17 protein-coding genes, 1 pseudogene and 1 other annotated feature are annotated in these 21,855 nt (G+C 40.4%); of the genes and pseudogenes, 5 read left to right on the top strand and 13 right to left on the bottom strand.

Going from position 1 to position 21,855, the window contains the following annotated elements; all coding sequences use genetic code 11:
• Positions 1 to 35: 35 nt before the first annotated feature.
• Both gndA and ACU696_RS17115 read left to right on the top strand, forming a co-directional pair.
• Positions 36 to 1,442 (top strand): NADP-dependent phosphogluconate dehydrogenase, encoded by a 1,407-nt coding sequence (gndA, locus tag ACU696_RS17120; protein WP_004909277.1) that lies wholly within the window; start codon positions 36 to 38, stop codon positions 1,440 to 1,442.
• Between the two features lie 136 nt (positions 1,443 to 1,578).
• Entirely contained in the window at positions 1,579 to 2,775 is a 1,197-nt protein-coding gene (locus ACU696_RS17115; protein WP_164529063.1) for a multidrug effflux MFS transporter, read from the top strand.
• A 69-nt stretch (positions 2,776 to 2,844) separates the two neighbouring features.
• Here ACU696_RS17115 and ACU696_RS17110 read toward each other — a convergent pair whose 3' ends face one another.
• Entirely contained in the window at positions 2,845 to 6,078 is a 3,234-nt protein-coding gene (locus ACU696_RS17110; RefSeq protein WP_209101206.1) for a M66 family metalloprotease, read from the bottom strand.
• Positions 6,079 to 6,411: 333 nt separating this feature from the next.
• On the opposite strand from ACU696_RS17110, the gene ACU696_RS17105 reads away from it, so the two are divergent.
• Entirely contained in the window at positions 6,412 to 7,053 is a 642-nt protein-coding gene (locus tag ACU696_RS17105; protein ID WP_109911002.1) for a CatB-related O-acetyltransferase, read from the top strand.
• A 54-nt stretch (positions 7,054 to 7,107) separates the two neighbouring features.
• On the opposite strand, the gene ACU696_RS17100 is transcribed toward ACU696_RS17105, so the two are convergent.
• From ACU696_RS17100 to hisG, 9 genes are all read right to left on the bottom strand, one after another.
• On the bottom strand, positions 7,108 to 7,584 hold the full coding sequence (locus ACU696_RS17100) for a YbaK/prolyl-tRNA synthetase associated domain-containing protein (protein ID WP_109911324.1): 477 nt from the start codon (positions 7,582 to 7,584) through the stop codon (positions 7,108 to 7,110).
• Positions 7,585 to 7,844: 260 nt separating this feature from the next.
• Positions 7,845 to 8,456, bottom strand: coding sequence for a bifunctional phosphoribosyl-AMP cyclohydrolase/phosphoribosyl-ATP diphosphatase HisIE (gene hisIE, locus ACU696_RS17095; protein WP_004909325.1), 612 nt, complete (start codon positions 8,454 to 8,456; stop codon positions 7,845 to 7,847).
• Positions 8,450 to 9,226 carry an imidazole glycerol phosphate synthase subunit HisF gene (gene hisF / locus ACU696_RS17090; protein WP_004909328.1) on the bottom strand — a complete coding sequence of 259 codons (777 nt, stop codon included), beginning with the start codon at positions 9,224 to 9,226 and terminating at the stop codon, positions 8,450 to 8,452. The genes hisIE and hisF overlap by 7 nt, the downstream gene beginning before the upstream one ends.
• Positions 9,208 to 9,945, bottom strand: coding sequence for a 1-(5-phosphoribosyl)-5-[(5-phosphoribosylamino)methylideneamino]imidazole-4-carboxamide isomerase (gene hisA, locus ACU696_RS17085; RefSeq protein WP_109911003.1), 738 nt, complete (start codon positions 9,943 to 9,945; stop codon positions 9,208 to 9,210). The genes hisF and hisA overlap by 19 nt, the downstream gene beginning before the upstream one ends.
• Before the next feature lie 5 nt (positions 9,946 to 9,950).
• Positions 9,951 to 10,544: an imidazole glycerol phosphate synthase subunit HisH gene (hisH, locus tag ACU696_RS17080; RefSeq protein ID WP_123382128.1), complete on the bottom strand. Its 594-nt coding sequence runs from the start codon at positions 10,542 to 10,544 to the stop codon at positions 9,951 to 9,953.
• Complete coding sequence (gene hisB / locus ACU696_RS17075) at positions 10,544 to 11,611, bottom strand: bifunctional histidinol-phosphatase/imidazoleglycerol-phosphate dehydratase HisB (protein WP_004909334.1); 1,068 nt, start codon at positions 11,609 to 11,611, stop codon at positions 10,544 to 10,546. The genes hisH and hisB overlap by 1 nt, the downstream gene beginning before the upstream one ends.
• Before the next feature lie 13 nt (positions 11,612 to 11,624).
• A complete protein-coding gene (gene hisC, locus ACU696_RS17070; RefSeq protein ID WP_004909336.1) occupies positions 11,625 to 12,695 on the bottom strand; it encodes a histidinol-phosphate transaminase in 1,071 nt (356 codons plus the stop codon).
• 3 nt (positions 12,696 to 12,698) lie between these two features.
• Positions 12,699 to 14,015, bottom strand: a complete 1,317-nt coding sequence (gene hisD, locus ACU696_RS17065; RefSeq protein WP_109911004.1) for a histidinol dehydrogenase — start codon at positions 14,013 to 14,015, stop codon at positions 12,699 to 12,701.
• A gap of 6 nt (positions 14,016 to 14,021) precedes the next feature.
• Positions 14,022 to 14,921, bottom strand: a complete 900-nt coding sequence (hisG, locus tag ACU696_RS17060) for an ATP phosphoribosyltransferase (RefSeq protein WP_109911005.1) — start codon at positions 14,919 to 14,921, stop codon at positions 14,022 to 14,024.
• 53 nt (positions 14,922 to 14,974) lie between these two features.
• Positions 14,975 to 15,102 (bottom strand) — a sequence feature (His leader region).
• Between the two features lie 268 nt (positions 15,103 to 15,370).
• On the opposite strand from hisG, the gene ACU696_RS17055 reads away from it, so the two are divergent.
• The gene (locus ACU696_RS17055) at positions 15,371 to 16,198 is read left to right on the top strand and encodes an SDR family oxidoreductase (RefSeq protein ID WP_196723750.1); all 828 of its coding nucleotides are present in this window, start codon (positions 15,371 to 15,373) and stop codon (positions 16,196 to 16,198) included.
• Here ACU696_RS17055 and ACU696_RS17050 read toward each other — a convergent pair whose 3' ends face one another.
• On the bottom strand, positions 16,199 to 16,822 hold the full coding sequence (locus ACU696_RS17050; RefSeq protein ID WP_109911007.1) for a glutathione S-transferase family protein: 624 nt from the start codon (positions 16,820 to 16,822) through the stop codon (positions 16,199 to 16,201). It lies immediately after the preceding gene.
• A 217-nt stretch (positions 16,823 to 17,039) separates the two neighbouring features.
• Here ACU696_RS17050 and ACU696_RS17045 point away from each other — a divergent pair, with 217 nt between their 5' ends.
• Positions 17,040 to 18,245, top strand: a complete 1,206-nt coding sequence (locus ACU696_RS17045; RefSeq protein WP_109911008.1) for a serine hydrolase — start codon at positions 17,040 to 17,042, stop codon at positions 18,243 to 18,245.
• Positions 18,246 to 18,325: 80 nt separating this feature from the next.
• Here ACU696_RS17045 and ACU696_RS17040 read toward each other — a convergent pair whose 3' ends face one another.
• A complete protein-coding gene (locus ACU696_RS17040; protein ID WP_109911009.1) occupies positions 18,326 to 19,693 on the bottom strand; it encodes an L-serine ammonia-lyase in 1,368 nt (455 codons plus the stop codon).
• A gap of 75 nt (positions 19,694 to 19,768) precedes the next feature.
• Positions 19,769 to 21,084, bottom strand: a pseudogene (locus ACU696_RS17035) (serine/threonine transporter).
• Positions 21,085 to 21,855 lie beyond the last annotated feature (771 nt).

Genomic DNA, 21,855 nt, shown 5'->3' with positions numbered 1-21,855 from the left:
AGGCTGACTTGGTCCTAATCAGACAGGAGTTGTTCATGTCAAAGCAGCAGATTGGTGTTGTCGGAATGGCAGTCATGGGGCGTAACCTTGCGCTCAACATTGAAAGCCGTGGTTACTCAGTGTCTATCTTTAATCGTTCTAAAGATAAAACAGATGAAGTGATTGCCGAAAATCCAGGGAAAAAATTAGTTCCCAACTATACAATTGAAGAGTTTGTTGACTCTCTGGAAAAACCTCGCCGCATCTTGTTGATGGTAAAAGCGGGTGAAGCAACGGACAAAACAATTGCCTCGCTGACTCCTCATCTGGACAAAGGGGATATCTTAATTGACGGTGGTAATACCTTATTTACTGACACTATCCGTCGTAATCGTGAATTATCTGAGCAAGGTTTTAATTTCATCGGTACTGGTGTTTCAGGTGGTGAAGAAGGCGCATTAAAAGGTCCTTCAATTATGCCTGGTGGTCAGAAAGAAGCTTATGAGTTAGTTGCACCAATCTTAAAAGAAATTGCAGCACAAGCAGAAGGTGAACCTTGTGTGACCTATATTGGTGCAGATGGTGCGGGCCACTATGTTAAAATGGTTCACAACGGTATTGAATACGGTGATATGCAATTAATCGCAGAAGCCTATTCATTATTAAAAGGTTCATTGAACCTGAGCAACGAAGAATTAGCTGGCATCTTTGCTGAGTGGAACAAAGGTGAACTGAGTAGCTATTTAATTGAAATCACAGCAGATATCTTCAAGAAAAAAGATGAAGATGGTAAATATCTGGTTGACGTGATTCTTGATGAAGCGGCTAATAAAGGTACCGGTAAATGGACTAGCCAGAGTGCGCTGGATTTAGGTATCCCTCTGACGTTAATTACTGAATCTGTATTTGCACGTTATATTTCTTTCTTAAAAGATCAGCGTGTTGCAGCTTCTAAAGTATTAACAGGTCCAGTACTGAAAGCGGTTGAAGGCGATAAAAAAGAGTTTATTGAAAAAGTTCGCCGCGCACTGTATTTAGGTAAAATTGTGTCTTATGCACAAGGCTTCCAACAGCTGAAAGCGGCATCAGAAGAATATAATTGGGATTTAAACTACGGTGAAATCGCAAAAATATTCCGTGCAGGCTGTATCATTCGTGCGCAGTTCCTACAAAAAATCACTGATGCGTATAACCAAGATGCAAAAATTGCCAACTTGTTGTTAGCGCCATACTTTAAACAAATTGCTGACGAATACCAGCAAGCACTGCGTGATGTGGTGTGCTATGGTGTACAAAATGGTATCCCAACACCAACATTCTCAGCTGCTATTTCTTATTATGATAGCTACCGTTCAGCGGTATTGCCTGCAAACTTAATCCAAGCGCAGCGCGACTACTTCGGTGCTCACACTTATAAGCGTACTGATAAAGACGGCGTTTTCCATACTGAATGGATGGAATAATCCGTCATCATTGATTGTTGATGACATGAAAGGCGCTAAGTTTAGCGCCTTTTTTGACTTTTAAGCACCGTAAAATGTTGAATTTATAATTATGAGTATTTTCTAAATTACATTTTATCGAGTCTAGGCATGGTTTATGCGTAATTTTCTTATCTTATTACTTTTATTAGTCTTACTTGGTCCATTAGGGATTGATTTATATTTACCAACAATACCTGATATTGCGAAGGAGTTAGGTAGCAGTGAGTCGGTGATCCAGTCAACGATAGCATTGTTCATTCTTGTTCTGGGGTTAGGGCAATTGATTTCGGGCCCATTAGTCGATAGATATGGGCGAAAACCTGTCGCGATTGCGGGTATGCTGTTGTACATCATTGGTGCAGGTGTTGCTATTGTAGCAACAGCACCTACGGTATTTATTGCATCACGTTTATTGCAAGGTGTTGCGGTTTGTTGTACTTCGGTAGTGGCATTTAGTTGTGTACGTGACCGAATGAATGGTACGGAAGCCGCTCGCGCTTTTGGTTTCTTAAATGGGACATTAAATATTGTTCCAGCATTAGCTCCACTACTCGGAGGTTTGCTGGCAGAGGCATGGGGCTGGCGGGCACCGTTCTGGTTTCTTGCTTTGTATGCGTTGGTTATATTAGTGCTAACTGTTGCTTTTTTACCGGAAACACGGCCAGCTAATTTACCTAAAGCAAAGATTATTCCGCTGAAAACCTATTGGCGAATTTTAGGAAATTATCAATTTATTATTTTTGCCTTAGTGAACGCAGGCACGATGGGTATGGCATTAACTTATGTGTCACTTGCACCAACTGTACTGATGGGGGATGCGCAGTTATCTCCGCTAGCGTTTTCTATTGTATTCGGTATTAATGGTTTTTGGATCATGTTTGCCAGTTATATCGCTAATTACTTTATTCATAAAATAGGGCGACCAACCTGTTTATTAGTGGGTAGTTTAATGATGGCACTTGGTTGCTTAGGATTATTGCTAGGTTTTGTCGTATTGCCGGTAGAAATACAAAGCCATTGGTTAGTCTATATGTTACCTGTCGCCTGTGCTTGTACAGGGCTGGCCTTTATGATGGGAACGGCAACTAGTTATGCTTTAGAACCTTTTGGTCAGGAAGCAGGAACCGCTTCTGCGTTAGTTGGTTTTGTACAAATGGCCGGAGGGGCAGCTCTTGGGCTTTGTGCAATCGGTTTGCCCATTGTCCCAAAATTATCCTTAGCAATAGTGATGTTAGTCGGTTGTCTGTTTGGGCTAATAGCAAGAAAAACGAGTTTATCATTTGCTAGCCATTCACTGACTAAGGCGGGTTAAAAACTATTTTTATTGATACATCAAGATGTCACTGGTTGTTGGATATAACCAGTGACAGGATTGGATTATTTATTCAACAATAGTGCCATTAATCGTAGTGAGAAACCGATTCTCTTTAATTTCAATAGGTCTTGAATGAACCATTTTATTATTAATATACAGCTTAGTCTCAATTGGGATTAAACCGTGTTCAATATTAATATGGAATTTATTCATCATATCTTTATTGCCACGGAAGTTATTAAGCTGATATTGTTTTTTGTTCCCGTCGTTAAAAATCACCTCTAGGTAGGGGGAATCAGTATTAACTCGCGCATCATTTTGATAAACCATGCCATAAGAACCAAATGAAGGGGGATAAATATAGCTATCAATGGTTCCTTCAGGATCATAGAAGCCCATTAAAGTGACAACCTCTACACCCTGTTTTCTGGCTTTTTTATGAATAGCAGATTCTGGTTCCGAAATTCGTTTCCAACTGACCCCATCTGAACGATAGCAAAATAAATCATTTTTGGTGATTGTCTCCACCTTATTATTGACATGTATTTTGCTATTCCATTGTGCATATGACTTTATCTTGATAATGCTATTTTTATTATGCTCGGATGCTGCTGGGAGACTAATATTCGGTGCATAATAGCCATTTCCTTGGCAAAGATAGACTAAGTTACTTTTTTTTAACAGTTCATTTATGCGATCAGTTGTAATATCAGAACCATTTTTTGGGGAAAAATTAATGATATTGAAATTGGAAAGATCTAATTTAGCGTCAACCAATTTTTTTATATTCGGATCCCATTTTTTATATCCCGTCGATGATTCTGAGCTAAAAGTATAATTGCTTTCTAATTTTTTTTGGATAGCAACAAGGGAATTTGGTGTGTATGCGGTATAGGCATTGTATTTGGGATTGTAAGCTTCCCCACCACTCATTGCGTCATGGTTTAATGAACCATCTTGATAGGTATTTGGAATAAAATAGTTATTATAAGGATCCCATAGCCATGTTGAATTCTTTTTATCGGCAGTTGCATGTGTTCCTCCTTCTGTGCCCCCATAGTAATCACTTAGGCCAAAGTTATGGCCAAATTCATGACTAAGCTCATTACTATCGGTTCTATTTAACGTTGCTTTTCCACCGCCGCCTGACCAGCCATGAATAACCCTCCCATTCTCATATACCCCAACAGAATTATAGGCAGTTATTTGGCTCGTAGGATTAAATGACTCAGCATCAGAAGCTGAACTGTTTACACCATAATTTGCTAGATTAATGCCATTGGCATAAAAACGTTTGGTTATCGACTCCCTCATATTGCCGCTATACGCGCCTCCTTTTCCTGTTGCTTTATCGGTGAAAACTTGGCCATTAGGCATCACTACTTTTGTAAGGTGAATTGGCTCATAGCGAGAAACAATAAAATTTTTAACGGGAATAGTTTGGTAATATTGCCGATTAAGCTCGGGTTTTTCTTGGAAAAGAAGTACATCCCTTGGGGGGGTAAGTAGGCCAATATCTAATGTATTGACCAGTAATTCATTTGGGGCGCCAATATCAATATTTGATAGTGTTCCTTTTTGCTCTTTCAAAACAAACTCTAGCTTTATATCAGGGTGAATATACTCTTCAGAAATTGTCGTTGACCATGTATTTTCAATGTATTCCAAATTACTCGTTGAATCGTCATTCTTTGCGATATAAGGTTCGTTATTAAGATAAATAGGGAACCATTTTTTATGTAAATCATAAATAAAAAGAACACTTTCACCCGTTCCTAGTTTTAAACTTTTATTTCCATAATGAATATGGCTATCATAGTAGGCACTAGAGCTGAAAAGGATTTTTTTATTATGAAGGTCATTATCTGCCATAAGTGTAAAGTCACGAGCCCAGTTCCCGTCACTTGTAGCAATTTTTATTGATTCATTGTTTTTTAATAATTCCAATAAGTTTTTTTTATTTTCAGATGATTCATTAATCGACTTGTTATTATCTAAAGTTAAATCATAGTTTTCTGGTTGTGAATAGTCTAGCGGTGGGATCTCTCTGGTGATAGGTATATTTTCCCAATCCCCATTAGTATCACACTTGAATAAATATAAGTCTCCTTTTTTTAATTCAACACATTTATATTTAGTATGAATAAGAGTCGTCTCATCGGATGTTGAGGTAAATAGGATTTGTTTATATACATGATTAATATTACTTTTTAACATTAAACTATTAGTCGTATCATAATCAACCTTGGTTATTTTTATTGTTGAATGTTCATTCAAGATATCATTCATAAAGTTTGCATCAATTTCGCTAACATCGATATCTGGCAGACCTTCAATTTCAGAATCGAAAAATGGAGGCAAATTACGTGCTGAAATATCAGGTGATTTCCAGTATTCGATTAGATTGACATTTTCTTCAGTGAGCCAACGTCCATTATTGTCACAAATAAATTGAATCGTGAGACCTTTTGGTAATGTGACTGTTTCATTTCCATAGCTAATATTAATGTCTTTTTTATGAATGTTTTCTAAAACTATAGTTTTTCCTTTATATCTCATATCATTATTTAGTGTGAATGTTTCCTTCATATATTTATGATTAAATGTTAAGTGTATTATTTTATTTTTTAAAATTAAATAATGTAAAGCTTTTTGGTTGGAAACTATAACATTTAAATGATTTTCATTTTCAATGAAAATATCAAATCTTTTAGGTGGTTTGAAATGGTGAGGCAATAAATTTGTCTCTATGGTACTGTTGTCTACAATCTTAGGTAATTTGGTAGGAGGGCTTAGGTTTTCACTAGTTACCAATTTATTATTTTCATCATAAATATTTAATTTAATGTTTTCATTTTGTTGAATTGATGATTGAGGTTTAAACATGACTAAAGTTTTTCGACCGGATACCAATTTAGGTTGTATATCTCCTTCAATTCGATTCACAGCAGGAATGATTGAGTTTTGAGCGAAATAAACGCTTCCCTTTAATTCACCACTCGTGTCACTAATTTCTTTATGTGTTAAAGGGTTAATAAACTTATTTTTATTAAAGTAAATAGCCTTATCCGGTTTTATTCCATTACTGCTTTTTTCGTCGTTTCTATCTAAGTTAATAAGTGGATTACTTGTTTTATCTGCATGGAGAATCATTTCCAAGTTTGATTCGTTATTTTCATTATTTAATATATGAAATATTTCATAAATGTTATTGACTAAGTTTGTTGAATAATGGGAAGTTAATGAATTATAAGTGTTTTGATTAATAATATTTTGAATTATTGGTTTTTTTACTATCATTTTGTATCTTTCTTCTATTTAACAGTATGCTGAAATTATTTTTATTTAATTTATAATAAAATATATTAATTGTGTGCTTTTTTATTTTAAAGTTAGTCTTAAATACTATTCGGTTGTTTTCTATTATTTGATAATTAATTATATGGAAATTATTTTCTATGATATTATTTGCACAAGTAATTTAAATAATAACAGGTTTGTTAGGATGAATAACATGTTGAATCCATTATTAAAACAACCTCGAGTGGCTAAAGGTGGTGTATTTTGAACGCGAATGCATCACCATAGAATGCGTTCTATGGTAAATATAAACGAATTAAAAGGTTTAGTGCCATGAATCAAAAACATTGGTCAAAATACGAACTACTTCATGAGGTCGTACAAAATCCCAATATCCATATTAAAGGTCAGCATAGTTATTACAGCGACTGTTGGGATAACGGGTTTGAGCAGTCAGTTGTGCGCTATTTACAAGGTGACGAACAAAGCCGAGATTGGCAGCTAGCATGGGATGTTGATCAACTTTATATCGGTGATTATGTCTGTATTGGTAGCGAAGCGGTGATATTAATGGGAGGGAACCATACTCACCGAATGGATTGGTTTTGCTTATATCCTTTTCTTGAATATATTGAAGAAGCTTATGTAGGAAAAGGCGACACAGTGATTGGCGACGGAGCCTGGGTTGGCATGCGTGCCTTTATCATGCCCGGAGTTAAAATAGGTGAAGGAGCTGTAATTGCTGCTAATAGTGTAGTGATCAAAGATGTCGAGCCTTATTCTATTGTTGGGGGGAACCCTGCAAAGCCGATTAACTATCGCTTTTCACACGACGTCATTACTGAACTATTAGCATTGAAAATCTATGATTGGCCGGAGGAAAAATTTACCGCATTAAAGCGGTTTATTTGTGGTTCCGATTTTGTGGCATTAAAAAATGCCAGCCAGAAATATGACCAGCGATTGATTAGCTAGCTTTTCTTATTAAGGTTAAGGGGGATTCTGTGGAATCTCCCTTTTTACATATAACTAATTTTCTTCTGTGCGAATAAATTCAACTAAACTAGGCGCTGCTATTCTTTGATAATCTTCTGTATTTAAAATAATAGAGCGTTCTAATGTACCAGCATTAAAGGCGAGTTCCTCAAAACGTTCAAAAAGTAGCGGGTCAGCAATTAATTTTAAATTGGGATGAAAGCTAAAGGGGGGAATAGCCCCAAATACGCATTGAGTGAGCTCATCGACTTCTTTTGGGCTTGCTAAAGATGCACGAGTCCCGCCAATTGCTGTGGCAATTTTACTCAAATCAGCTTGTTTATCGGCAGGTAAAATTGCCAGTACGTGTTGGCGTATACCATTTCCTTTGACATGGCATACTAATCCTTTTGCCCCTTGCCCAAGTTGCGTGCCACGTATTTTTGCCACTTCTTCTGATTTCCCCGCAGTGGAATGTTCCATCACACGATATTTGGCATTGTTTTTATCAAGTAATTGTGTGAGTTGCATAAAAATAGAATTTTCAGACACTGTTTTTTTCCCTTTAAAACCACATCAATAACAGGGAATGATAACAAGTTTGGAAGTAGATACAACCTTGGGGCCGAAGGCTGCTAAAGCGTTAAAATAGGTGAAATATTAAAAAATAAGTATCAGATGTATTTTGTGTCTGTTATTACTAATATTCTTGGGTATTTATTCAGTCACGAGCAAATTGAACACATCTTGCATCTATGATAAAGCTGCCAGTGAGACTGGCAGCCTGTTGTTTATTGATGACGCTCTTTTAACCGTTTGATTATTGTGCTTAAATCCAGCTCTTGGTCTTGTAGTAAGACTAATAAGTGGTACATCAAATCAGCGGCTTCATTGGTCAATTCTGCGCGGTCATTCACGGTGGCTGCCAATGCAGTTTCAACACCTTCTTCACCGACTTTTTGCGCAATGCGTTTAGTCCCGCTAGCGTATAAACGTGCGGTATAGGAGCTTTCAGGAGAGGCAGTTTTGCGTTCTTTTAGTAACGTTTCTAACTCAAATAAAAAGCCCCAGTCGCTTTGTGCTGGTGCGAAGCAGCTTTGTGTACCGTTATGGCAAGTTGGGCCATCTGGCAGTGCGAGAGCTAGCAGCGTATCACTGTCACAATCTGGGTAAATATCCACTAAATTTAAAAAATTATTAGAGGTTTCGCCTTTCGTCCACAAACGTTGTTTTGTGCGAGAGAAAAAGGTGACTTTACGGCTATCTAAAGTGACTTGTAATGCTTCTGGGTTCATATACCCAAGCATTAGCACATCACCTGAAACAGCGTGTTGCACGATAACAGGCATTAGGTTATCGACTTTTTGCCATGCTAGCTGGCTAGATTGTTCTGTGGTTAACATACTCTAATTTGAACTCCATTTTCGGCTAGGTATTGTTTTAAGTCACCGATATTAATAATTTGTTTATGAAATACAGAAGCGGCTAAAGCACCATCAACGCCTGCGTCAGTGAAGGCATCAAGGAAATGTACTTTTTCGCCTGCACCACCTGAGGCAATCAATGGCACTTGGCATACTTCGCGAACTTTTTTTAGTTGCTGTAGGTCATACCCTTGACGAACACCATCTTGGTTCATCATATTTAACACAATTTCACCCGCGCCACGTTGTTGAACTTCTTTTACCCAATCAAGGGTTTTCCACGTAGTTTGTGTGGTACGTTTTTCATCACCGGTAAATTGGTAAACGAGATATTCACCCGTACTTTCATCGAACCAAGTATCAATACCCACAACGATGCATTGTACGCCAAAACGCTCCGCTAAGCGGCTGATTAATGTAGGGTCGGATAATGCTGGGGAGTTAATGGAAATTTTGTCAGCGCCAAAAGACAGAATTTGTGCAGCATCATCGACACTTTTAATTCCACCTGCAACACAAAAAGGAATATCAATCACTTCAGCGACTTTGGCAACCCAGCTTTTATCTACCACTCGACCATCAGAAGAGGCGGTAATATCATAAAATACCAGTTCGTCTGCACCTTCTTGGGCATAACGCTGTGCTAATGGAACAATATCACCGATAATTTCGTGATTACGAAATTGGACACCTTTAACCACTTGCCCATCACGGACGTCTAAGCAAGGAATTATGCGTTTTGCCAACATTTGATTGCCTCCGCAACGGTGAATTTACCTTCTAATAATGCGCGACCCACAATCACGCCAGCCGCACCAGATGGCGGGATAGCCGCAATATCATCTAAATTGCCAATGCCCCCTGATGCTTGGAAGGCAATGTCGGGGAATTTTTGGCTTACTTCTTGGTATAAATTCACATTAGAACCCGCTAAGGTGCCATCTTTGGAAATATCGGTGCAAAGGACATGTTTTAAGCCATAAGGACGATATATTTCAATGGCTTGTTCTAATGTTAAATTTGAATTTTCTTGCCAGCCGCTAATGGCGATTTCTTTTACGCCTTTGTCATTAATGCGTACATCTAACGCAAGTACAATGGCTTCCCCACCATAGGTTTCAAACCATGTTTTAACCAATTCAGGTTTGGTCACCGCAGTTGAGCCAATGACAACACGAGCCGCTCCGGCTTCCAGTAAGGCCTTAATATCTTCTTCGGTACGAATACCCCCACCAACTTGTACTGGAACATTCACGCCAGCCAATAATTTTTTCAGCAGTGGAATTTGGCGTTTTTGTGGATCTTTGGCGCCCGTTAAATCCACTAAGTGTAGGAGCTTTGCCCCTTCTTTTTCATATTGTTGCAAACGTGGGAGCGGGTCATTGCCATAATCAGTTTGCTTGGCGTAATCCCCTTGGTGCAATCGCACTACGGTGCCATCGATTAAATCTAATGCGGGAATGATCATGGTAATTACATCTCCAAAAAGTTTTGAATCAAGCGTGAACCTGCGGTGCCAGAACGTTCTGGGTGAAATTGGACACCGTAGAAGTTATCGCGATTCACCGCGCTACTAAACGGGTTGCCATACTGAGTTTGTGCGATGGTATTACTGGAAATTGGCATCGAATAACTGTGTACAAAATAGAAATAGGCGTTATCAGGGATATCCCTAAACAAAGGGTTCCCTGCTAGGGCTTTGACTTGGTTCCAGCCGCTATGTGGAACTGGAAGCCCATTGGCATCCATTTTTTGTACAGGGCTATCAATTAACCCCAGTAGTGGCACCGTTGATTGACCTTCTTCACTGAAAGCACCGAGTAATTGCATACCTAAACAGATGCCTAACACGGGTTGAGTCAGTGCTCTAATTAACGGCACTAATTCACGTTCAGTGAGCTTTTCCATGGCCGCGCTAGCCGTACCGACACCCGGTAAAAAGACTTTGTCGGCTTGTAAAATGGTATTGGTATCCCGGCTCACCACAGGGTCATAACCTAGGCGTTTCACCGCATAAGCCACGGAGGCTAAATTTGCACAGCCAGTATCAAGGATGACAACGTTCATCAAAGAACCCCTTTTGAGCTAGGTAACGTATCCCCTTCAACGCGTATTGCTTGGCGCAAGGTACGGCCAAAGACCTTAAATAAACTTTCCGCTTTGTGGTGATCGTTTTTCCCTTTGGTTTTCAGGTGTAATGTACAACCCATAGCATAGGAAAGTGAGCTAAAGAAGTGCTCAATCATTTCAGTGCTTAAGTCACCGACACGTTGGTATTTGAATTCTGCTTTATATTCAAGGTGTGGGCGACCTGAAATATCCAGTGCACAGCGTGCTTGGCATTCGTCCATTGGCAGAACGAAACCAAAACGTGCGATACCGCGTTTATCACCAAGCGCGATTTTCAGTGCTTCACCTAAAGCAAGGCCCGTGTCTTCGACAGTGTGGTGGTCATCAATAAATAAGTCGCCATTGACTTCAATGTTTAACCGGAAACCGCCGTGAGTCGCGATTTGGTCTAACATGTGGTCAAAGAAACCCACACCGGTGCTAATTTTGCTGCCGCCTTCTTGGTCTAGCCACACTTCGACTTGGATATTAGTTTCTTTTGTCACGCGTTTGACTAGCGCATGGCGGTCGCGTTTGGTTAACTGCGTGGTGATAGCTTCCCAGTCTAGTTCCATTGGGTTATAACGTAACCCTTTAATTCCCATATTTTTAGCGAGTTGAATGTCCGTTTCGCGGTCACCAATCACATAGCTATTTTCACTGTCTAGCACGTTGCTATCTAAATAGCGCTCAACCAACTGAAGTTTAGGTTTACGGCAAGCGCAGTTATCTTCAGGCTTATGTGGGCAAATCAGCACGTCATCAAATTTTATGCCTTGTGATTCAAAAACTTGCATCATTAGGTTGTGTGGTGGTTCAAAGTCAGCGGTCGGAAAGCTATCTGTTCCTAAGCCGTCTTGATTGGTTATCATCACTAAGCGATAATTGGCTTTTTGCAGGGCAAGTAAGCTAGGAATGACTGCTTTTTCAAAGGCGAGTTTACTTAAGCTATCAACTTGGAAGTCAGTTGGCGGCTCGGTAATTAATGTTCCATCACGGTCGATAAATAAAATTTTCTGGCTCATGAGTCATTCCTAATTAGCAAAGTGCGGCAATAGCTTCAATAACACGGGTATTTTCAATTTCTGTCCCGACAGTAATACGCAGGCAATTAATGAGACCCGGCTGTTTGCTTTGGTCACGTAAAATAATGCCTTGATCCCACAGGGCTTTAAAGACTTTACTGCCATCGGTGAAACGCACCAAAATATAGTTAGTTTCACTCGGATAAACATGTTCAACCACAGACAAGTCGCGCAGAGCTTCACTGAGTGCAATACGGTTTTCGGTTACCGTTATTACACGGCTTTTCATTGTTTCAATACCTTGTGGTTCAAGGGCTTGAGCGGCAATCATCGCAACAGGGGTTGATAAAGGATAAGGGGCGATAACCTTTAATAGCACCTCAATCACTTCAGGAGAAGCTAAGGTAAAGCCACAGCGTAAACCGGCTAATGCAAAGGCTTTAGATAAGGTTCTTAAAATCACCAAATTGGGGTATTGTGCAAGCCAGCTTGCCACACTGTATTGTGGACAGAACTCAATATAAGCTTCATCGACAACGACTAATGCGCGGCCTGCTGCCATATTTAGCACTTCACGCAAATCTTTATTATCGATGATATTGCCCGTTGGGTTATTTGGGCTGCAAATATAAATCAGTTTGGTATTAGATAAATTTTCACGGATCGCGTTAACGTTTAATGCCCAGTCAGGCAACGCCATGATTTTCTTTTGTTCAACGCCAAAGGTTTCTGCACTGACGCTGTACATGCCATAGGTTGGTGGGCAGAACATCACCGCATCTTTACCCGGCTCACAAAATGCGCGGATCAATAATTCGATAGACTCATCGGCCCCACGGCAAACCAGTACTTGTTCTGGTGTGATTTGCGCATAAGCCGCATAGTTATTGATCACGGCAACCGGTTGGCATTCAGGGTAACGGTTCAGGTTACGTTCACTGAATTGATAATCAGGAGCAATAGGATACTCGTTGGCATTGAGCCAAACATCTCCATTTCCCCCTAAGCGGCGCGCCGACATATAAGGGGTCATGGTTTTAACATTTTCACGTGCAAGACTGGCGGCATTAAATGGTTGGCTCATGACTTACTCCTGATTTTGTTTTTTTAGTTCGTTAACGCGTAAGGTAACGGCATTTTTGTGAGCGGTGAGTTGCTCTGCTTGCGCTAAAGTTTCGATGGTGTTGGCTAAGCCTAATAAGCCTTGCTGCGACAGTTTTTGCACCGTCATTCGCTTCATAAAGTCAGCGAGGCCAAGGCTTGAATAGGTTGCAGTATAGCCGTAAGTCGGTAATACGTGATTGGTGCCTGAAGCGTAGTCTCCTGCAGATTCGGGTGACCAGTCTCCGACAAACACGGAGCCTGCGCTAGTGATAGAATCGACTAGGTCATCGGCATTGCGTGTTTGTAAAATCAAGTGCTCTGGTCCATAGCGATTGCTAATTTCGACGCATTGTTCGATCGAATCAGCAATAATGACACGGCTGGCACTTAGTGCTTCTCTGGCAATTTCGGCACGAGAAAGTTGCGCTAATTGTGTTTCTGTTTCTTCAATCACACGCTGGGCAAAGTTTTCATCGTCAGTTAATAAAATGACTTGTGAATCAGGGCCATGTTCCGCTTGTGATAGTAAATCAGATGCGGTGAACGCTGGATTTGCTCCGCTATCCGCAATCACTAACACTTCAGAAGGCCCCGCAGGCATATCAATGGCGGCTCCATCATGGCTTTGACTCACTTGGCGTTTTGCCTCAGTGACATAGGCATTACCGGGGCCAAATATTTTATCAACCGTAGGAATGCTTTGGGTGCCAAATGCCATTGCTGCAATCGCTTGCGCGCCACCTACTTGGAAAATATCGCTGATGCCGCACAGTTTCGCTGCATACAAAATTTCATCGGCAATAGGTGGGGGAGAACACAAAATGATTTTGCGACAGCCTGCGATATTCGCCGGAGTTCCTAACATCATGACTGTTGATAACAAGGGAGCAGAACCCCCCGGAATATATAAACCGACTGCATCTATTGGGCGTGTGACCTGTTGACATACTACGCCTGCCTGTGTTTCCACTGTAATCGGAGTGGGTTTTTGGGCTTCGTGAAAACGACGAATGTTGCCAATGGCGGTTTTCATTGCTGTTTTGATTTCATCGCCAAGACGAGCCTCTGCCGCGTCAACGGCATTTGCAGGTACTCGCACTGTGTCGATTTCAGTTTTATCGAAACGACGGCTTAGTGCTTGGAGGGCGGTGTCGCCCTCGTTACGGACTTGGTCAATAATTTGGCTCACCGCAGTACTAATGCTGCCAGAGGCCGCAATTGCGGGGCGCATCAGTAAAGCACTTTGTTGCTCTTGATTACAAGCCGACCAGCGAACAGGTTGGTTAAATCCCATTTTCATGGCGGCTTACTCCATCATTTTTTCAATTGGTAATACAAGGATTGAGCTTGCCCCTAATGCCTTGAGTTTTTCCATGGTTTCCCAGAACAAGGTTTCTGAGCTGACCATGTGCATGGCAACGCGGTTGTTGTCACCGGCTAATGGTAAAATAGTTGGGCGTTCAGCACCTGGTAATAAGGCAATGATTTCTTCTAGTGTTTCACTTGGCGCGTGTAACATGATGTATTTAGATTCGCGCGCTTGGATAACACCTTGGATACGGGTCATCATACGGTCGATAAGCTGTTGTTTATCAGCTGACATTTCACCGTCACGTTGAATTAAACATGCTTTCGAACGGTAAATGACTTCCACTTCTTTTAGGCCGTTTGCTTCTAATGTGGCGCCAGTAGAAACAAGGTCACAAATCGCATCCGCAAGCCCAGCTCGCGGGGCAACTTCAACCGAACCATTTAACAGACATGATTTAAACTGAATGCCTTTTTGGTCGAAATAGCGTTTTAACAAGTGTGGATAAGAAGTCGCAACACGTGAACCATTCAGGCATTCTGCACCCGTGTAGTTAAAGTCCAATGGCGCCGCTAATGACAAGCGACAGCCACCAAAATCGAGGCGGCGCAGTGTTTTGTATTGTGGGTTTTCGCCTTGCGCGCGGCGGTTTAATAACTCTTCTTCAAGAACGTTTTCACCAATGATCCCTAAATCAACAACGCCATCCATGACCAGTCCTGGAATATCGTCATCACGAACACGAAGTAAATCAATAGGCATATTTTCTGCATAAGCAATCAAACGTTGTTGTTGTAAGTTGATTTTGATGCCGCAGCGAGCCAGTAGTTCTCTTGATTCTTCACTCAGACGACCTGATTTTTGAATTGCAATACGTAAACGTGATTTATCCAACATGACTTTACCCTTATCCCTTTAAAATTTTTTGTTTAGTAACTCTTTGTTCAAGAATAAAAAAACCCTCGGAAGATTATCTTCCGAGGGTTCTCTCAATTTGCATTTCAGCCACCGGAAGATTCGTTGAACGTCTTCCAGCACACATCGCCCGAAAGACTAGTCAGGATGATGGTGATGATGATGGTTGCGTGAAATACGATTCATAATGTCTTCCGTTCTGTTATTTAAGTGAATGACTAAACATTCATTGTGTTAACTAAATACTCATTGGTATTCAACCTATCCGATTTCCCCCTATGAATGCAACCTTTTTTTAAAAAATAACCAATAATAATTAGTTGATGCGCTTTTATAGTGATTAATCTCTCAGAAATTGTGTTCGGAAGTTTTATGGTTTTCAGCTACTCTGTGATTAATTTCAGTCAGTTGGTCGATTGAGGAGTTATCGAATGAAGAAAATCACCATTATTGGATTAGGGTGGGTAGGGTTGCCCCTTGCCCAAGCTTTATTGTCCCAAGGCATTCATGTGGTTGGAACTAAAACAACACCAGATGGTATTGAAGCCACTCAAGCGGTAGGAATTGAGTGTTATGCATTGAAATTAACCCCTGAACTTGAATGTGATAACGATGATTTAGCGCAATTGATGATGCAAAGCGATGCTATCGTCATCTTGCTTCCCCCTTCTAAAATTAATACCGAATACTATATGGCAGCGATTGAAACACTGGTGAATAGCGCAATAGCATTTCAGGTACCCAAAGTTATTTTCACGTCATCTACTGCGGTTTATGGGGAGCAAAATGGTGAAATGACCGAAGATAGCCCATTGGATGGAGTGACGGATTCAGCTAAAGCTTTAGTGGCGACAGAACAGTGGTTGCATCAATTACCGAACATATCGGTAGATATTCTGCGATTAGCTGGATTAGTCGGGGAAAAACGACATGCAGGGCGTTTTTTAGCAGGTAAAACCGGAGTGAAGGGGGCAAATCAGCCTGTCAATATGGTGCATCAAGACGATGTAATTGACGCCATTTTATTATTGCTCCAGCAGCCACAGGGAGGGCATATTTATAACCTTTGTGCGCCAATTCACCCGACACGAGCTGAATTTTATACTCATGCCGCTCAATCTATTGGTTTAGTTCCACCACAATTTATTGAAGAGGAGAATGCATTAGAGGGGAAAGTCATTAACGGTAATAAAATTTGCCAAGAACTTGAGTTTGAATACCAGTACCCAAACCCAAGTTTGATGAGTATGACCTTGTGATTACTTAATTGGGATCATGACAATTTTTTGGAACGCAGGACGCGTGGTCAGCTGCTGATACCAGCGTTCCAAATTGTTAAATTCAGGGCGTTCAGTCACAATTTCATGCCAAGGGTAAAATAGTGGCGCGATAGCAATGTCTGCGATACCAAATTTATCACCACTGAAATAGGCTTGGTTGGCTAATGTATTATCAGCAATTGTGAGTAATCGATTAATATTGCCATATATAATTTTAGCTTGTTCCGGGTCTCTATCCGCTTCAGGAACACGAACAATTTTGTTCATCATTTGCTTAATGTGGCCGAATAAATTAGCACCACTCCAATCCATCCATTTATCGGCGGCAGCTCTCTCTTGTAAGTCTTGTGCGAGTAATAAGTGAGAATGATCAAATTTTTCCGTAAGGTAACGTAAAATCGTATTTGATTCCCACAGCGCAAAGTCATCATCCTGTAGAGTTGGAATAGTGCTGTTTGGATTCATTTTTATATATTCAGGTGTATCTAGTCCACCAAATGGGCCACCCACATCTTTTTGATTGTAAGCGATATTTAATTCTTCTAAGCACCAAAGTACTTTTTTGACATTGGAAGAGTTGACGCGTCCCCAAACAGTTAACATTGCAGTCTCCTAAATTGATTTTTTGGTATCGGCCATGGTTAAGATAGATTAAATTCACTCTTAGGCAAATGTTTATTTGTTAGCGGTGGCCTCTGTGAAATTAAAGTCTTATATTAGGTCCAGTTATCGAATTTTGTCACGGCGATGGGTTCTCGTTTAGTGACGCTGAGTCAATGACCGTATTTTAAATGTGTAGAATTAAGTGAAGGAATAACCGATGAGTAAGAAAATATTGTCTTTAAAAACCCGCCGAGCAGGTATTGGGTTGAGTCTTTTGGTTGTCGTAAGTACCAGTGCTTATGCGGCGCAGACACCGGTTGCTCCTCAAGTCGATGCAAAAGCATTTGTTCTGATGGATTATAATAGCGGTAAAATTTTAGCTTCTGGGAATCCAGATGAACGCTTAGACCCCGCAAGTTTAACCAAAATTATGACCAGCTATGTGATTGGTCAGGCAGTAAATGCAGGGAAAATTACCCCACAAGACATGGTCACGGTAGGGGAAGATGCATGGGCGACGGGTAATCCTGTTTTGAAAGGCTCTTCTTTGATGTTTTTGAAGCCAAAAGACCGCGTTTCTGTATTAGATTTAAATAAAGGGATTGTGATCCAGTCAGGAAACGATGCCAGTATCGCGCTTGCTGATTATGTTGCTGGTAGCCAAGACTCATTTGTGAGCTTAATGAATCAATACGTGCAAAAGATTGGTTTGAAAAATACTCACTTTAAAACGGTTCATGGTCTCGATTCTGAAGGGCAATACAGCACGGCACGGGATATGGCATTGTTAACCCAAGCGATGATCCGTGATGTACCGGATGAATACGCACTGCACAAGGAAAAGGAATTTACCTTTAATAAAATTCGTCAACCAAACCGTAATCGTTTGTTATGGAACCAAAATTTAAAGGTGGATGGTGTAAAAACTGGGCACACGAGTGGTGCAGGTCATAATCTGGTCGCCTCTGCAACAGAAGGTGATATGCGTTTAATTTCAGTTGTGTTGGGGGCACCAAGTGACCGAGTGCGTTTTTCTGAAAGCGAAAAATTACTGACATGGGGTTTCCGTTTCTTTGAAACTGTCACGCCAATTAAAGCTGATGCCACACTGAAAAAGCAGCGTGTCTGGTTTGGTGATACTTCAGAAGTTGATTTAGGTGTTGCCGATGATGTTTCTATTACTATTCCTAAAGGGCAATTGCAAAACTTAAAAGTGGATATTCAACTCACCAACGATTCACTTGAAGCGCCTCTTGCTAAGAACCAAACAGTGGGAACGATTAACTTTATTCTTAATGATGAAGTTGTCGAACAGCACCCTTTAGTCGCAAAAAATGCGGTTGAAGAAGCGGGGTTCTTTGGGCGTATTTGGGATTATATCATGAAAACCATTAGTGGCTGGTGGAGTGCCATTTTCGGTTAATAATGATTGAGTGAAAATGATGTGAACAAAAAAATGCCTGTTAATACAGGCATTTTTATAGAGATGATAGATAAACAATACTATTCGCAGTGAGCCAATTTAATCGCTAAGCCGCCTTGAGACGTTTCACGATACTTAGCGTTAATATCTTTACCAGTTTCATACATGGTTTCAATGACTTTATCGAGGCAAACACGTGGGTCACTGACGCGACGTAGTGCCATGCGTGCCGCATTCACGGCTTTAACGGAAGCGATGGCGTTACGTTCAATACAAGGTACTTGAACTTGCCCTCCAACAGGGTCACAGGTGAGACCTAAGTTATGCTCCATGGCAATTTCTGCTGCGATACACACTTGCTCAGGGCTACCGCCCATTAATTCGGCGAGTCCCGCGGCGGCCATCGAACAAGCAACACCCACTTCTCCTTGGCAACCCACTTCGGCGCCGGAAATTGACGCATTCATTTTATATAAGGCACCAATGACACCGGAAACTAAAAAATAGCGGGTATAGGAATTTTCATTCACAGGGCGAATAAACTTATCATAATAAGCTAATACCGCAGGAATGATGCCACATGCGCCATTCGTTGGTGCCGTTACAACACGACCACCCGCTGCATTTTCTTCGTTAACGGCAAGCGCATACATATTGATCCAATCTATGACGGCCATTGGGTCCATATTGGTGTTATCCGTTGTCACGAGTTGACGGCGTAATGCGGCTGCTCGGCGCGGTACACGTAATGGTCCGGGTAGTAAACCTTCGGTTGTCACCCCTCGTTCAATACCGGATTTCATGACATCCCAGACGGACGAGAGGTATTGCTGAATTTCTTCTTTACTACGTAATGCTAATTCATTCTGCATCACGAGTGCGGAAAGTGATAAACCTGTGTCTTTACAATGTTTTTGCAGGTCGGCCGCATATTTAAATGGGTAAGGGACTTGCACTGCATTTTCATCAGACTGGCCAAAGTGCTCTTCATCGACGATAAAACCGCCACCGATAGAATAGTAATTTTTGCTGTAAATAACATCATCACCACTGAATGCCGTAATACTCATTCCATTTTCATGGAGTGGTAGGTTGGTAGTATGAAAATTCATGCCACCTTCAGTAGGAAAATCAACTTCATGTTGCCCGTGTGCAAGGGAGAGCCTTTCAGTTTGCTCTACATTACGCATAAAAGCAGGAATAGCGTCAATATCAATGGTGTCTGGTAAGTTACCTGCAAGGCCCATAATAATCGCCATATCCGTTGCATGGCCTTTACCCGTCAAAGAGAGTGAGCCATAGACGTCTACTGAAATTCGTGTCGTGCGAGTGAGTAATTCTTGCTGGATAAGGTCGTCAACAAACTGTTTGCCCGCTTTCATTGGGCCGACAGTATGGGAGCTTGAAGGGCCGATACCAATTTTGAAGATATCAAATACACTAATCATATTCAGTGCTTCCTTTTGTAGAAAGTCATTGAAATTAGGTAGCTTCCATTACTGGTCGCTACCTAGTGGCTTCAATTAGAAGAATAACTTATATGTTGCCGCAGAGATAGCGACCAGACCCATAATTACGATAAATACATTACTGATTTTACCTGAGTATTTACGCATCGCAGGTACTTTGCTAATTGCATACATTGGCATTAAGAACAGTAAGATAGCGATAACTGGGCCACCGAGGCTTTCAATAATATCCAATACACCCGGGTTTAATGTTGCCACTAGCCAAGTGGTGACTAACATGAAAATTGCAGTACCGCGGTTTAACTTGCGAACATCAATGGTTTTACCTTTTGCACGGTAAGCACGTTCAACTAAGCCATTGAAACCTTCACGAGCACCTAAATAGTGGCCGAGGAAAGATTTAATAATTGCGATAAATGCAATGATTGCAGCAGCATATTTGATGAATGGCTGGTCAAAATAGCCAGACAAGTAGTCAAGGATACTAATATTTTGTGCTTTAGCTTGTGCGAGATCCGCTGAAGATAAGGTAAATACACAGCTGATCACGAAGAACATAACGGTCAGCACCATCAAAATGTGCGCGGAGGCAAGGATCCGTGAGCATTTTTGTTCAGCGGCATCACCGTATTCTTCACGTTTTGCCACAGAGAAAGCAGAAATAATTGGTGAGTGGTTAAATGCGAATACCATCACAGGGATTGTCAGCCAAATGGTGACCCAAATACTTTGCCACCCGTATTTTTTGTTGCCTCAGTGATACCTTCCCAAGTTAAGGTATTTAGTACATCACCAGACCAATGTGGGATCATATACAGTGAGAATGCAACCAGTACGGCGATAAATGGAAACACTAACATACTCATGACTTTGACGATGTATTTTTCACCAAATGCCACAATCGCCATGACTCCGCCGACAAGAATTAAGGCAAGTAACCAGCGTGGTGGTGCCCCAACGCCCAATAATTCGGTTAAGAATTTATTGACGTTATTGGTGATGGAAACACCATAAACAAGAAGAATAGGGTAAATAGCAAAGAAGTAGAGTAGGGTGATCCAGTTACCTGCTGTGCGACCAAAGTGTTCCTCGACGACTTCAGTAATATCACCGTCAGGTTTTGAACCAGAGAGAACGAAGCGTGTTAACCCACGGTGAGCAAAAAATGTCATTGGGAAGGCTAATACCAGCATCAGTAAAACAGGTAATAAACCACTCATACCTGCGTTGATTGGCAAAAACAGCACCCCAGCACCGATAGCTGTACCATATAAACCCAGCATCCATACTGTGTCAGTTTTGCGCCAAGCATTACTCGTTACTGTTTGCGAGGCTGTTTTGTCGATGGAACCAACTTTTGTTGCATCCATAATAGTCTCCGAAAATATAAGTCAAAAAAATCATTTAGCGTAACGGCAATTGCGTTACGAACTTTTAATCTTTAGGTACGAACAATTACTCAATAACAATTGTTTTCTTTTGCGTAACAATCTGATTGGAAATAAAACTAAAATTTACGGTAAATTGATTTTCAATCAGTTTTGTATTTTTATCATTTAATTTTAACAGTGGATTTTGAGTGTGTGAATTTATATTTTACCAGAATAAAATGCCGTGATCATTATCTCAAAAGAGAAATATCCCCCAAAATTGCGCAAAATAATCATATTTTATAAAATTGTTAAATAAATTTGTGTTAAGTTTATTTTTGTTAGCAATTAAATACTGAGTAAATAAGTTTTGCTTTGCTGAAATATGAGCAGAATAATATTCTGTTAGAAAAATATTATTATATTAATGATCGAAATATAGCTGGCTAAAATATCATCTATATCAATGTGAATATTGAACTGTACTGTAATGGTAGTACGATTTTTTAGGCTGTGTATTTTTGTATTTATATGAAAAACAACGGGATATTTTTTATTTGCTGATTGGTTTATTGCGTGATTAATTAGTTTAAAAACTGGAGAGAATAGAACTATACATTAATTATTTTACGTTTTTCTCAGACCTATTTTTGTCACTTTTTTCGCAACGAAAAAAATAATTGAAAAAGGTAACGAAATATTTGTTAATTAATTGTTTTAATAATTTTATTGATAACTTCAAAAAAGTTTTAATGATGAAAGTGAAAATAA

Source organism: Providencia sp. PROV_01 (assembly GCF_053098325.1).
This window is presented reverse-complemented; position numbering and strand designations above follow the sequence as displayed.

Bases quoted from the DNA above. Each gene is read 5' to 3' on its own strand.
- gndA (WP_004909277.1), top strand. From the start codon at position 36: ATGTCAAAGCAGCAGATTGGTGTTGTCGGAATGGCAGTCATGGGGCGT.
- ACU696_RS17115 (WP_164529063.1), top strand. From the start codon at position 1,579: ATGCGTAATTTTCTTATCTTATTACTTTTATTAGTCTTACTTGGTCCA.
- ACU696_RS17110 (WP_209101206.1), bottom strand. From the start codon at position 6,078: ATGATAGTAAAAAAACCAATAATTCAAAATATTATTAATCAAAACACT.
- ACU696_RS17105 (WP_109911002.1), top strand. From the start codon at position 6,412: ATGAATCAAAAACATTGGTCAAAATACGAACTACTTCATGAGGTCGTA.
- ACU696_RS17100 (WP_109911324.1), bottom strand. From the start codon at position 7,584: ATGCAACTCACACAATTACTTGATAAAAACAATGCCAAATATCGTGTG.
- hisIE (WP_004909325.1), bottom strand. From the start codon at position 8,456: ATGTTAACCACAGAACAATCTAGCCAGCTAGCATGGCAAAAAGTCGAT.
- hisF (WP_004909328.1), bottom strand. From the start codon at position 9,226: ATGTTGGCAAAACGCATAATTCCTTGCTTAGACGTCCGTGATGGGCAA.
- hisA (WP_109911003.1), bottom strand. From the start codon at position 9,945: ATGATCATTCCCGCATTAGATTTAATCGATGGCACCGTAGTGCGATTG.
- hisH (WP_123382128.1), bottom strand. From the start codon at position 10,544: ATGAACGTTGTCATCCTTGATACTGGCTGTGCAAATTTAGCCTCCGTG.
- hisB (WP_004909334.1), bottom strand. From the start codon at position 11,611: ATGAGCCAGAAAATTTTATTTATCGACCGTGATGGAACATTAATTACC.
- hisC (WP_004909336.1), bottom strand. From the start codon at position 12,695: ATGAGCCAACCATTTAATGCCGCCAGTCTTGCACGTGAAAATGTTAAA.
- hisD (WP_109911004.1), bottom strand. From the start codon at position 14,015: ATGAAAATGGGATTTAACCAACCTGTTCGCTGGTCGGCTTGTAATCAA.
- hisG (WP_109911005.1), bottom strand. From the start codon at position 14,921: ATGTTGGATAAATCACGTTTACGTATTGCAATTCAAAAATCAGGTCGT.
- ACU696_RS17055 (WP_196723750.1), top strand. From the start codon at position 15,371: ATGAAGAAAATCACCATTATTGGATTAGGGTGGGTAGGGTTGCCCCTT.
- ACU696_RS17050 (WP_109911007.1), bottom strand. From the start codon at position 16,822: ATGTTAACTGTTTGGGGACGCGTCAACTCTTCCAATGTCAAAAAAGTA.
- ACU696_RS17045 (WP_109911008.1), top strand. From the start codon at position 17,040: ATGAGTAAGAAAATATTGTCTTTAAAAACCCGCCGAGCAGGTATTGGG.
- ACU696_RS17040 (WP_109911009.1), bottom strand. From the start codon at position 19,693: ATGATTAGTGTATTTGATATCTTCAAAATTGGTATCGGCCCTTCAAGC.